Source organism: Streptomyces atriruber (assembly GCF_001418325.1).
GTDB classification, from domain to species: Bacteria; Actinomycetota; Actinomycetes; order Streptomycetales; family Streptomycetaceae; genus Streptomyces; species Streptomyces atriruber.
Genome location: NZ_LIPN01000024.1, coordinates 1 through 12,172, shown reverse-complemented (window position 1 = coordinate 12,172; position 12,172 = coordinate 1). Strand labels below are relative to the sequence as shown.

At 72.3% G+C, this 12,172-nt stretch carries 11 protein-coding genes and 1 pseudogene; 3 read left to right on the top strand and 9 right to left on the bottom strand.

Features of this window, described 5'->3' with window-relative positions; translation table 11 throughout:
- Window positions 1–170: 170 nt before the first annotated feature.
- The 3 genes from AOK03_RS02300 to AOK03_RS02290 are packed head-to-tail and all read right to left on the bottom strand — an operon-like array spanning window position 171 to window position 3,210.
- Window positions 171–1,031: a carbohydrate ABC transporter permease gene (locus AOK03_RS02300; RefSeq protein ID WP_055563409.1), complete on the bottom strand. Its 861-nt coding sequence runs from the start codon at window positions 1,029–1,031 to the stop codon at window positions 171–173.
- A gap of 5 nt (window positions 1,032–1,036) precedes the next feature.
- A complete protein-coding gene (locus AOK03_RS02295; RefSeq protein WP_079074415.1) occupies window positions 1,037–1,948 on the bottom strand; it encodes a carbohydrate ABC transporter permease in 912 nt (303 codons plus the stop codon).
- Entirely contained in the window at window positions 1,945–3,210 is a 1,266-nt protein-coding gene (locus AOK03_RS02290; protein WP_208609485.1) for an ABC transporter substrate-binding protein, read from the bottom strand. The genes AOK03_RS02295 and AOK03_RS02290 overlap by 4 nt, the downstream gene beginning before the upstream one ends.
- A 205-nt stretch (window positions 3,211–3,415) precedes the next feature.
- Here AOK03_RS02290 and AOK03_RS02285 point away from each other — a divergent pair, with 205 nt between their 5' ends.
- Together AOK03_RS02285 and AOK03_RS02280 are read left to right on the top strand one after the other, a co-directional pair.
- Complete coding sequence (locus tag AOK03_RS02285) at window positions 3,416–3,988, top strand: hypothetical protein (RefSeq protein WP_055563412.1); 573 nt, start codon at window positions 3,416–3,418, stop codon at window positions 3,986–3,988.
- Between the two features lie 153 nt (window positions 3,989–4,141).
- Complete coding sequence (locus AOK03_RS02280; protein ID WP_244177460.1) at window positions 4,142–4,579, top strand: group III truncated hemoglobin; 438 nt, start codon at window positions 4,142–4,144, stop codon at window positions 4,577–4,579.
- A 22-nt stretch (window positions 4,580–4,601) separates the two neighbouring features.
- Here the strand turns inward: AOK03_RS02280 and AOK03_RS02275 are convergent, their stop codons facing one another.
- The 6 genes from AOK03_RS02275 to AOK03_RS02250 all read right to left on the bottom strand — a co-directional run bounded on the left by AOK03_RS02275 (window position 4,602) and on the right by AOK03_RS02250 (window position 11,273).
- The gene (locus AOK03_RS02275) at window positions 4,602–5,528 is read right to left on the bottom strand and encodes an oxidoreductase (RefSeq protein WP_055563408.1); all 927 of its coding nucleotides are present in this window, start codon (window positions 5,526–5,528) and stop codon (window positions 4,602–4,604) included.
- A 109-nt stretch (window positions 5,529–5,637) separates the two neighbouring features.
- Window positions 5,638–6,417 carry an SDR family NAD(P)-dependent oxidoreductase gene (locus AOK03_RS02270; RefSeq protein WP_055563407.1) on the bottom strand — a complete coding sequence of 260 codons (780 nt, stop codon included), beginning with the start codon at window positions 6,415–6,417 and terminating at the stop codon, window positions 5,638–5,640.
- A 90-nt stretch (window positions 6,418–6,507) separates the two neighbouring features.
- On the bottom strand, window positions 6,508–7,092 hold the full coding sequence (locus AOK03_RS02265; RefSeq protein ID WP_055563406.1) for a TetR/AcrR family transcriptional regulator: 585 nt from the start codon (window positions 7,090–7,092) through the stop codon (window positions 6,508–6,510).
- A gap of 32 nt (window positions 7,093–7,124) precedes the next feature.
- Complete coding sequence (gene nirD, locus AOK03_RS02260; RefSeq protein ID WP_055563405.1) at window positions 7,125–7,466, bottom strand: nitrite reductase small subunit NirD; 342 nt, start codon at window positions 7,464–7,466, stop codon at window positions 7,125–7,127.
- Window positions 7,463–10,024: a nitrite reductase large subunit NirB gene (nirB, locus tag AOK03_RS02255; protein ID WP_055563404.1), complete on the bottom strand. Its 2,562-nt coding sequence runs from the start codon at window positions 10,022–10,024 to the stop codon at window positions 7,463–7,465. The genes nirD and nirB overlap by 4 nt, the downstream gene beginning before the upstream one ends.
- A gap of 1 nt (window position 10,025) precedes the next feature.
- Entirely contained in the window at window positions 10,026–11,273 is a 1,248-nt protein-coding gene (locus AOK03_RS02250; protein WP_055563410.1) for an NAD(P)/FAD-dependent oxidoreductase, read from the bottom strand.
- 281 nt (window positions 11,274–11,554) lie between these two features.
- Between AOK03_RS02250 and AOK03_RS02245 the strand changes: the two are divergent.
- A pseudogene (locus AOK03_RS02245) lies at window positions 11,555–12,172 on the top strand (hypothetical protein); the annotation flags it as partial.

The window sequence follows — 12,172 nt, the reverse complement described above, 5'->3', positions numbered from 1 at the left end:
CCGGCAGCGGGCCGATGCCACGGTGCGCCTGCTGAACCAGACGGTGTCCCGGCTCCGCACCCTGCCGGAGATCATGGAGGACCTGGCGGCGGAGGAAGCGGAGGATCAGGGGCAGGACCGGGGGGAGGGCGCACCCTGGGCCGGACCGCCCCGCTCCGCGCCCCGCCACCTCAGTCGTCGATCCCCGACCTCTCCACCCCCGCCACGATCCACCGCTGGAAGAACAGGAACACCACGAGCAGCGGGACGATCGAGACCGCTGCCGCGATGAACAGGACGTGCAGGCGGATGACCTGGGACGTGGTGAACGTGGCCAGGGCCACCTGGACCGTCCAGGCCTCGCGGTCCTGGCCGATGACCAGGGGCCACAGGAAGGAGTTCCACGCGCCGATGAACACGATCGTGCCGACGGCCGCGAAGACGGGGCGGGAGTTGGGGACGACGACCCGCCAGTACGTGCGCCAGTAGCCGAGGCCGTCCACCCGTGCCGCGTCCTCCAGCTCCCGGGGAAAGCCCAGGAAGTACTGGCGGAAGATGAAGCAGGCGAAGGCGGAGAACAGGGTCGGGACGATCAGGCCGCGCAGGGTCGAGACCCAGCCGAGCGACGAGACCAGGACGAAGCTCGGTACGAAGGTGACGGCCGCCGGGACCATCATCGTGCCGAGGATGGCGTAGAAGACGTGGTCGGCGTAGCGGTAGGGGATGCGGGCCAGGCCGTATCCGGCGAGGGAGGCGAGGAGGAGGGTGCCGAGCGTCGTCGCGACCGCGATCAGCGAGGAGTTGAGCAGGGCGCGTGCCATGGGCACCGTCGGGTCGTCGAACAGCTCGGAGAGGTTCGACCAGTGCAGGGTGGAGGGGAAGAACGTCCAGTCGGGGGAGGTGATGTCGTCCTCGGACGCGAGGCCGTTGCGGACGAGGAGGTAGAAGGGGATCAGGAAGAGGAGCGCCAGGGCGATGAGGAGGGCCACGCGCAGTGCGCGGCCCGCTCTGACCAGGGAGTCGTCCGTGGACCTGTCGGGGGGAGCGGTCATGGGGGTCAGTCCTCCTTCCTGCCGAGGCCGAACCAGCGCGCCTGGCCGATCGTCACCACCGCGATGATCAGCGCGAGCAGCACGGCGCCCGCGCTGCCGAGGCCGAGGTTCTGCTCCCGGCCGAGCGCCGTGTAGTAGAGGTAGACGAGCGGCGGACGGGCGTGCGGCGGATAGCCGCTGGAGGTCGAGAGCAGGTTGTAGAACTCGTCGAAGGCCTGGAAGGCGTTGATGACGAGCAGCAGGGTGACGGCGACGGAGGTCGCGCGCAGCTGGGGGAGCGTGATGTGGCGCAGGACCTGCCAGCCGGGCCGGGCGCCGTCGACCGCCGCCGCCTCGTAGAGGGTGGGGGAGATCCGCTGGAGGCCCGCCAGGAACAGGATCATGTAGAAGCCCGCCTGGAGCCAGAGCCGCACGGTGACGATGACCAGCCAGTACCAGGGCGGATCCGTGGTCGAGAGCCACGCGGTCTGGTCGGCGCCGAACCAGCCGAGGACGGTGTTGGCGAGCCCGAACCGCACCCCGTTGAAGATCGACAGCTTCCAGATCATCGCCGCCACGACGTAACTGCACGCCGCCGGGAGGAAGAAGACGGAGCGGAAGAACGCCTGGGCGCGGCGCAGGCGGTTCACCATCAGGGCGAGCGCGAGCGACAGTACGAACGTGGTGGGCACGATGAACGCCGAGAAGACCGCGAAGGTCACGAGGCTGTCGGTGAACGCGTCGTTCCGCAGCATCGACGCGTAGTTGTCGAAGCCGACGAAGTCGTCGGGCGAGACGGTGTTGTGGGCGTCGAAGAAGCTGAGGTACACGCTCCAGGCGAGCGGCACGTAAGTGAAGAGGATCAGGCCGATCGCGAACGGGCCGACGAAGACCCAGAACCAGAGGGTGCGGTTCTGGGTTCCCAGGAGCCGGCTCACGACTTCTTCTTGACCCGGTCCAGCTCCGCCCGCACCTTGCGCACGACGGACCTGAGCTCGCTCGCGGGGTTCGCGCCGGACTTGATGATCCGGCTCAGCGCGTCCTGGTACGCGGTGCGGCTCGCCGGTGTCCACAGCAGCGGCTCGGAGTAGCCGTACTCGGTGGAGTAGCGCACCGCGTCCGCCGCCGCGCCCTCCTTCAGCTTGTCGGCCTTCTTCGCGAGGGAGAGCCGGGCCGGGATGTGGAAGCCGTAGGAGAGCGCGAAGTCCTGCTGGTACTCGGTCCCGTCGATCCACAGCCACTTGAGGAAGTCCTTCGCCTCCTCCTTGTGGTCGCTGCGGGCGCTCACCGCCGCGCCGTACGCCCCCACGGGCAGCGACGGTTTGCCGTTCGCGCCGTCGGCGGGCAGCGCCAGCACACCGAAGTCGTCGCCCAGCTCCTTCTGCACCGCGGGCAGCGCCCACAGACCGCACCACTGCATGGCGGTCAGCTCCTGCACGAACGCCGACGGGTCCGACCAGTCGGCGGGCGCGCCCAGCAGCAGTGACTTGTCGGCGTACAGCTGGCGCAGCTTGCCGAGGGTGCGGGCGGCCGCCGGATCGTCGAAGCCGACCTCGCCGTCCTCGGTGACGGCGCTCAGGCCCGCCGCGTACAGCGGCGTGATGCCGAGCGCGCCCGCGCCGCCGTCGTTGCCGAGGAAGAGGCCCTTCACGTCCTTCGTGGTGAGCGCCTTCGCCGCGTCGACCAGCTCGTCCAGGCTCTTCGGCGGCCGCACGCCCGCGTCGTCCAGCAGGCTCTTGCGGTAGTAGAGCAGATGCATGTCGACGACCTGCGGGACCGCCCAGATCTTTCCGTCGTGCGTCTTGGGAGCCAGCACCGCCGGGTTGAAGTCGTCCTTCACACCGTCGAACAGCTCGGTGAGGTCGACGACCTGGCCGCGCAGGATCTGGTCCAGGGACGGGCCGTTGACCTCGAAGACGTCGGGCCCCGAGTCGGTGAGGAGCGCCGCCGCGGTCTGCTCGTCGTAGTTGCCCGGGCGCCACTGCACGCTGACGTTCGCCTTCTTGTACGCGGCGGCGTACCGCTTCACCGCCTGCTCGGTGCCCGCCTCGCCGTACTGGTGGTACCACTGCGCGAGCCGCGGGCCCTTGCCGCCCGAGCCGCCGCCGTCGCGCCCTGTGTTGGACCCGCACGCGGTGAGCAGCCCGAGCGCGGCGCCCGTCGCACCCGTCCCGAGCAGTGTCCTGCGGCTGATGGCCATGCTGGTCGTCCCCCTGTGTGACGTAGGTGTGTGCCGGGCCCAACGATCAACCATGCAGAGGGATTACGACAGGGGTGTTGCGGCCGAGTGTCGGCCCGTCAGCGCTCCGTGAATCCGTCAGCACTCCGTAAAGGCGGGCCCATCGCGTGTATGCACCACGTCAAGGAGGACGACGTGGCCCGGCGGACGTTCTACGGTGCCGCACATGGGACACAACAGGACGAGACAGGGCGACACAGGAGCCGTGGCGGGAGGGCCCTACGGGCAGGAGACCCCGGACGCGACCATCTCGGACCGCAGCTGGGTGCCCGACGTGCGGGCCGCCGTCTTCTGCGCGCTCTCCCTCTTCGGGCTCGTTCTCCTCATCGACTGGGCCAACGCCACGCTGAGCCTCGTCCGCCTCTGCCTGTGGGCGCCGCTCTCCGGGCTGCTCTACCTGGTGCTGCACCCCGTACGGGTGACCGCGGGTCCCGGCTGGCTGGCGGTACGGGGCCTCGTCCGCCGCAGGCACGTCTGTACCTGCCTGCTCACCGCCGTGCGGTACAGCGAGGGCGTCGCCGCGCGCCTCGTCCTGAGCGACTCGCTGGGCAACCGCGTCGAGCTCGACCCGCAGATCCTCCTCGACAACCCGCTGCTCCTGCACCGCCTCGACACCGGGGCCCGCTTCGCGCTGGACGCCGGGCTGCTCAGGACGGGCCACACCGAACTGCGACGGCTCGTCGAGCGCGCCGACAACACGGTGGCCAGGGGCGTCTTCGAGGCGTCGGACCTGTACTGAGGGGGACCTTCGGCCCTGGGAGCGGCCGGGCGAGGGGCGGACCGTGGAGACATGGACGCCCCGCACCACCCGCACGCCCCGCATGCGACGCACGCCCCACGCCTCCGGCATTCCGTCGACATCCCACCCGCAACCCGTGTCACAGTCGTACGTGTGGACATCGCTTCCCGCGCCGACCTCGATGTGCTGCTCCGCCGCTTCTACACGGCGGCCTTCGCCGATCCGCTGATCGGCCCCTTCTTCACGGAGATCGCAGGCACCGACCTCGACGCGCACCTGCCGCGCATCACCGACTTCTGGGAGCGCGCGCTCCTCCGCTCCGCCGACTACCGCCGCAACGCGTTCGCGCCGCATGCCGTGCTGCACTCCGCCCGCCCCCTCACCGCCGAGCACTTCGGCCGCTGGGTGCAGCTGTGGCACGCCACCGTCGACGGCCTGCACCAGGGACCGAACGCGGAGCGAGCGAAGGCGCAGGGCGAGCGGATCGCGGTCGCCATGCTGCGGCGCCTCGGCGGCAAGGACGCGCCGACCACCGGCGAGGGCCCCGGTTTCGTCCCGCTGGCGGCGGTGGAGCTGCGCAGGGCGGCATAGCGGCCCCGGTCCCTGTGCCGACTCAGCCCTTGAGGCCCTCGTACCGCACACCCGTCAGCCCCTCGGACGCCGCCCAGAGCCGCTCCCCGGCCACGTCGTTCCGCGTCCACTTCGCCCGCCAGGACCGCGTGGGCGCCCCGCGGAACCCGAGCGGTCCTGGCCCGGTGAAAGAGTCGGGCCGCACGCCCGGCGCCGTGGCCGCGTACAGCGTGGGCAGCGCGCCGGCCGCGGCGGACTGGGCGACGAACCGGTTGCCGAGCTCCATGAAACGTTCGGCGCCCTTGCGGCCCTCCATCCGGGGGGCCGCGCTCGTCAGGTTGGTCGAGGCATAGCCCGGGTGTGCGGCGGCCGCGACGGTGTCGGCGCCGGACAGGGCCAGGCGGCGGGCCAGCTCGTGGACGAAGACGAGGTTGGCCGTCTTGGAGCGGGCGTAGGCGATCCAACGGCGGTATTTGCGCTCGCTGTTGAGGTCGCCGATGTCGAGGTCGGCGAGCGCGTGCAGGCCGGACGAGACGGTGACGACGCGCGCGTCGGGGGTCTCCAGGAGACGGGGGAGCAGCAGCCCGGTGAGGGCGAAGTGCCCGAGGTGGTTGACGCCGAACTGCGTCTCGAAGCCGTCGGCGGTGCGGCGGTAGGGGAGTGCCATCACCCCCGCGTTGTTGATCAGCAGGTCGAGGCGCGCGCTGTCGTACGCGGCCGCGAACCGTCGTACGGAGGCGAGATCCCCGAGGTCGAGCGACCTGAACTCGGCGTCCGCGCCCGGCACTTCGCGAAGCAGCCGGTCCACCGCCGCGACGCCGCGCTCCGCGCTGCGGCAGGCGAGGACCACATGGGCGCCGCGGCGGGCCAGCTCGCGCGCGGTGACGTAGCCCAGGCCGCTGTTCGCGCCGGTGACCACGGCGGTGCGGCCGCTCTGGTCGGGGATGTCGTTCGCGGTCCACGCCGCCATGGGCAGGCTCCCTCTCCACGGACTTCAGCCCGGAAACTCGGACGTGCTCGCAAGTAGCTTCTTACTCAAGAGTAAGTCGGAGAGGGGGCCTGCGGCAGGGGGCCTTCGCTCAGGCCGCGGCACCCCCGTCGATCACCAGGTCCGCGCCGACCACCGAGCCGGACTCGTCGGAGGCCAGGTACAGCACGGCCGCGGCGACCTCCGCCGTCGTCGACACCCGGCCCAGCGGCGTCGCCTCCTTCATGCGCTCCGCGCGGTCGGCCTCCGTCTCGCCGGGGCGGAACGACATGGTGGTGTCGGAGGAGCCGGGGCTGACGGTGTTGATGCGGACGCCGTCCCGGATGTGCTCGGCGGCGGCCGCGCGGCTCAGCGCGGAGACGGCGGCCTTGGTCGCCCCGTAGGCGGCCGTGCCCGCCACACTGGTGTGCGCGCCCAGGGTCGAGCCGATGTTGACGACCGTGCCGCCGCCGGGCTGGGTGCGCATCTGCCTCACCTCGGCCTGCAGGGCGAGCAGTACGCCGGTGACGTTGATGTCGAGCATCGTGCGCCAGTCCTCCTCGGGCAGCTCGGCGACCGGCTGTCCGGCGCGCAGGATGCCCGCGTTGTTCACGGCCACGTCGAGGGAGCCGAAGCGGTCGACGGCGGCGGCGACGAGCGCGGCGAGGTCGGCGGAGCGGGAGACGTCGGCGGTGACGGCGAGGGCCTTGCCCCCGGCGCCCTCCATGAGCTCCACGGTCTCCTTCAGGGGGGCCTCGGTGCGCCCGGCCACGACGACGTTCGCGCCCTCGGCGGCGAAGGCGAGCGCGATGGCCCGGCCGAGGCCGGAGCCGCCGCCGGTGACGAGCGCGGTGCGGCCGGCGAAGCGGGAGCGGGGGGCGTGAGCAGTCATGACGGACTCTTTTCTTGACCGATCGGTTCAGTATGAGGGCAAATAAAAGATGGCTGTACGTGGCTGGGGTGAAAAACGGCGGGCGGCCGGTCAGTCGAGCAGGGTCAGCGCCTGCTCCACCGCGTCCCGCACCCGTGCCGGGTCCTTGGAGGCCTTGCCGACCACCCGCAGGCCCTGCATGACGACGAGCAGCATGCGGGCGAGCGTCAGCGGGTCGCGGTCCTCGGGCAGTTCGCCCTGCGCCCGCGCCCGGATGAGCGCGGAGTGCAGCAGCGTCTCCAGGTGCTCCCAGCTGCGCTCGACGCAGCGGGTGGCGGCCTCGTCGTGCGGGCCGAGCTCGGCCGCCGTGTTGGTGATGAAACAGCCGTTCAGGCGCCCTTCGCTGGTGGACGCCTCGCTTCCGAAGCGGCGCAGCACCGCGCGGACGGCGGGCAGCGCGGGGCCCGGCTGGGACAGCTCGTCGAGCAGGCGCGGGTTCTGGTTCGTCGCGTACCGCTCCAGCGCCTTCAGATACAGCTCGTGCTTGTTCCCGAAGGTCGCGTAGATGCTGGCGCGCCCGATGCCGAGTGCCTCGACGAGGTCCGCCATCGACGTCGCCTCGTAGCCACGCCGCCAGAACAGCTCCACGGCCGACTGCAGCGCGGCGTCCGGATCGAATTCCTTGGTCCTGGCCACGAGGCAACAGTAGGCGATTCTGGAACGACCGGTCAAGCAACTCGTACCGGATGCACCGCCACCGACACCTCGTCGTCGTCCAGGCACCGCCCCGTCTCCAGGTCGAACCGCTGCTTCAGGAGCGGTGAGGCGACGAACGGCCGCCCCTGCTCCGTCCCGAGCAGGCCCCGGGAGAGGACCGCCGCGCCCGTGAACGGATCACGGTTGTCGATGGCGTACGCGCGGCCCTCGCGGTCGAGGAAGAGCGCGGCCTGCCGGCCGTCGGGCAGCAGGGCCGCGAGTCCCCGGCCCGGCACGAGCTGCGTACGGTCACAGATCTCCAGCCAGTCCTCTTCGAGGCGGAGTTGGATGCTGACAGAGGTCGAGCCGCTCATCGCGTGGCTCCTTCCAGGGGGCGGGGTCCGATGGACAGCAGGGGAAGGTCGGGCTTGATCTGGTCGCGCTCGGGGACGAAGCCGACCGTGGGGTCGGGCACGCCCGGCGCGTTCACGAAGGACACGAAGCGCGCGAGCCGCTCCGGGTCGTCCAGGGTCTCGGCCCACTCGTCGCGGTAGTGGGTGACGTGCGCGGCCATCAGCGACTCCAGCTCGTCGCAGATGCCCAGCGAGTCGTGGACGACGACGTCCCGCACGTGGTCGAGGCCGCCGTCGATCCGGTCCAGCCAGGCCGCGGTGCGCTCCAGGCGGTCCGCGGTGCGGATGTAGAACATCAGGAACCGGTCGATGAGGCGCACCAGTTCGGCGTCGCCCAGATCCTGCGCGAGCAGGTCCGCGTGGCGCGGGGTCGCGCCGCCGTTCCCGCCGACGTACAGATTCCAGCCGCTCGCCGTGGCGATGACGCCGAAGTCCTTCGACTGGGCCTCCGCGCACTCGCGGGCGCACCCGGACACCGCCGACTTCAGCTTGTGCGGGGCACGCAGCCCCCGGTAGCGCAGCTCCAGGTCGATGGCCATGCGCACCGAGTCCTGCACGCCGTACCTGCACCAGGTCTGCCCGACGCAGGACTTCACCGTGCGCAGCGCCTTGCCGTACGCGTGTCCGGACTCGAAGCCCGCGTCCACCAGCCTCGTCCAGATCATCGGGAGTTGCTCGACGCGCGCCCCGAACAGGTCGATGCGCTGCCCGCCGGTGATCTTCGTGTAGAGCCCGAAGTCCCGCGCCACCTCACCGATGACGATCAGCTTCTCGGGGGTGATCTCGCCGCCGGGGATGCGGGGCACCACCGAATAGGAGCCGTTCTTCTGGAGGTTGGCGAGGAAGTGGTCGTTGGTGTCCTGGAGCGCGGCCTGTTCGCCGTCCAGGACGTACCCCTTCGCGCCGATGGACGGCGCGAGCGACGCGATGATCGAGCCGACCGCGGGCTTGCACTCGTCACAGCCCTCGCCGCCGCGCGCCCCCTCGCGCCCGTGACCGTCGAGCAGCTCACGGAAGGAGGTGATCCGCAGGGCGCGCACGATCTCGTACAGCTCCTGGCGGGTCTGTCCGAAGCAGCCGCACAGCCCGTCGTCGCCGCTCTTGGGGAGCAGCTGCCCGATCACCTTCAGGCAGCTCCCGCACCCGGTGCCCGCCTTGGTGCACTTCTTCACCTCGGGCAGGCTGGAGCAGGCGCAGATCGCGTCCTTGGTGACGTTGTGGCAGTTGCAGATCACCGCGGAGCCGGGCAGCGCCTCGGGGCCGAGCGCGACGGGGGCGCCCGCGCCCGCGGGCAGCACCAACTGTTCGGCGGGGACCGGCGGCACGGTTCCGGTGAGCGGCCGCAGCACCCCGTACTGCTCCGCGTCACCGACGAGGATGCCGCCGAGCAGCTCGCCGTCGGGCGACATCACCAGCTTCTTGTACGTTCCCGAGCGCGAGTCCGTGTAGACGACGTCGAGGCAGCCCTCCGCCGCGCCGTGCGCGTCGCCGAACGACGCGACGTCGACGCCGAGGAGCTTCAGCTTGGTGGAGAGGTCGGCGCCGGTGAAGCTCGCCTCCTGGGCGGCGATGTCGGCGGCCGCCGTCTGGGCCATCTCGTAGCCCGGCGCGACCAGTCCGTAGACACGGCCGTCCGCCGCCAGTGCGCACTCGCCGATCGCGTACACGTCCGGATCGCTGGTGCGGCACTGCTCGTCCACCGTGATGCCGCCGCGCTCGCCGACCGTCAGGCCGTGGTCGCGGGCCAGCTGGTCACGCGGCCGCACCCCCGCGGAGAACACCACCAGATCCGTGGCGACCTCGCTCCCGTCGGACAGCTTCATGCCCGACACGGCCCCGTCCTCGCCGGTCACGATCTCCTGCGTGCCGGTGCCGGTGTGCACGGTCAGGCCCATGCCCGTGATGGTCCGCAGGAGCGCCGCGCCGCCGCCCTCGTCGACCTGCACCGGCATCAGCCGCGGCGCGAACTCCACGACGTGCGTGGCGAGTCCGAGCCCCTTCAGGGCGCCCGCGGCCTCCAGGCCGAGCAGCCCGCCGCCGACGACCGCGCCGGTCGTCGCGCGCCGCTTCGCGTACTCCTCGATGGCCAGCAGGTCCTCGATGGTGCGGTAGACGAAGCAGCCCGTCGCGTCCTTGCCGGGCACCGGCGGCACGAAGGGGTAGGAGCCGGTGGCGAGCACGAGCTTGTCGTACGGGAAGACGGCGCCCGAGCGCGCGGTGACCGTCCTGGCCTCCCGGTCGAAGCTCTCCGCCGCGTCGCCGACGTACAGCTCGATGCCGTGCTCGTCGAGGAACGCCCGGTCGGTCAGGGAGAGTTCGTCGGGCGTGCGGCCCGCGAAGTACGAGGTGAGCTGCACGCGGTCGTAGGCCGGGCGCGGCTCCTCGCACAGCACCACGACGCGGTGGCTCGCCGTGAGCCCCTGCGCGGCGGCGGCCTCCAGGAACCGCTGGCCGACCATGCCGTGGCCGATGAGCACGAGGGTGGGGCGGGGGAGCGGGTTCTGTGCGGGCGTTGGCATGTCAGCGGCCTCCGGTTGGGGTCTCCCCCGGTCGAGCGAAGTCGAGAGCTTGGGGATGAGAGAGCAGGTGGAGCAGGGGGCTGTCGTCGTCGGGCAGCGGGTCGTCGGCCTCCCAGGCGCGGGCCAGCGTGCCGACCGCGGCGAGCTCGCCGAGCAGCACACCGCCGACGAGGCGGCCGCCGCGGACGACGACCTTGCGGTACGTGCCGCGGGTGGCGTCGGCCAGCTGGACGACGTCGTCGTCGGGGCGCGGCTCCGGGTCCCCGAAGGCCGCGAGGTCCAGCGGTCCCGGGCCCGGCAGGGTGAGGCGGGTCAGCGTGCGGGTGCCGGTGTAGGGGCGCGGGGCGGCCCCGTCGGCCGGTCCGTGACCGAGGGCCGCGGCGAGCGTGTCGGCCTGTTCGACGGCGGGCGTCGCCAGGCCGTAGACGCGGCCCGCGTGCTCCGCGCAGTCCCCGACGGCCCGGACGTGCGGGTCGGACGTCCGCAGCAGGTCGTCCACGACGACGCCTCGGCGCACGTCGAGCCCGGCGGCCTGCGCCAGACCGGTGCGGGGCCGCACGCCGCAGGCGAGGACGGTCACATCGGTGTCCAGCAGATAGCCGTCGGCGAGTTCGACGCGGCGCACCGCCCCGTCGGCGACACCGACCCCGCGCACCCGGCACTCGGTGTGCACCTCGACGCCGAGGTCCGTGAGGTGACGCCGCACCAGCTCCGAGGCGGCCGGGTCCAGCTGCCGCTCCATGAGCCGCTCTGCCTGCTGGACCAGGACGACCTGGGCGCCCCGCACGGCGAGGGCGCGGGCCGCCGACACCCCGAGGAGGCCGCCGCCGATGACGACGGCACGGACGCCCGGGGTGAGCGCCGCGGACAGGGCGAGGCAGTCGTCCATGGTCCGGAACGCGTGCACGCCGCCGGGGAGTTCACGGGCACCCGGCGCGAACAGGCCGCGCAGCGGCGGCAGGACGGGGTTCGAGCCCGTCGCGAGGACGAGGGTGCCGTACGGGACGACGCTGCCGTCCGCGCAGTGCACGCGGCGCTCGGCGCGGTCCACACGGACCGCGCGGGTGCGGAGCACGGGGCCCGGCGGACTGGGCAGGGCGATCACGTCCGGCCCGTACCGGCCCGCGAGGACCTCGGCGAGCAGCACGCGGTTGTACGGGGTGTGCTCCTCCTCGCCGATCAGTACGGTCCCGGCGCCGAGGCGCTGTGCCACGCGAGTGCCGGCCAGGCCCGTGCCGATCACCACCACGCCGTCGGCCGGCGCGGCGCCGGTGCCGGGTCCTGCGGCGGTCGGCTGCGCCGCTCGCGGCTGCGGTGAGGAGGTCATGTCCCGAAGCGTGCGATGCCGGTGTTACCCGGCAGGATCGGCCCTGTTTCCCCGGAGGAACGCTGCCCTCAGCGGATGCGGGGAACGGCTGTGATGGCCCGTTGCTTAACCCCCGTTGAGCCGATCCTCAAGGCCGCCTTAAAGAACGGGCGTACGCCGCTGACCAGGAACTTCCAGGCCCTCACGGCGCCTAGTGTGCCGCCGTGACCACCGAGGCAGCCGACCCCCGACTCGACGCGTACCCAGCGCTGGCCGCGTACCTGCGCCAGATGGACGCCCCGCCGGACCAGGGCATTCCGCCGATGCCCCAGGAGCCGCCGCGCACGACCGGCGGCGGGCGGCGCCGGGGCCGGGGTCGGGGCCGTGTCCGTGGTCGGGTCCGGGTCCGCGGAATGTCCCGTGCCACCCCCGCCCCGCCCCTCCGCATCACCTTCCGAACCCTGCGCATCGGCATCGTCGACGGCGCCCTGGCCGTCACCGCGCTGTGGGCCGTGCAGGCGGAGCCGTCCGCCCGGCTCGACGTGCTGTTCGCCACCGGGGCGCACCTGACGGGGCTGCTCGCCGGGTACGGGATCCTCGTCATGCTGTTCCTGATGGCCCGCGTCCCCGCCGTCGAACACGGCGTCGGCGCCGACCGGCTCGCGCGGTGCCACGCCCTCGGCGGCCGGTACGTGCTGAGCCTCTGCGCGGCCCACGCCCTCCTCGCCCTCTGCGGCTACGCCGCCCACGCCGACACCGACCTGCTGCACGCCGTCCTCGACCTGCTCGGCTACCCGGGCCTCGCCGCCGCCACCGTCGGCACCGCCCTGCTCGCCGCCGTC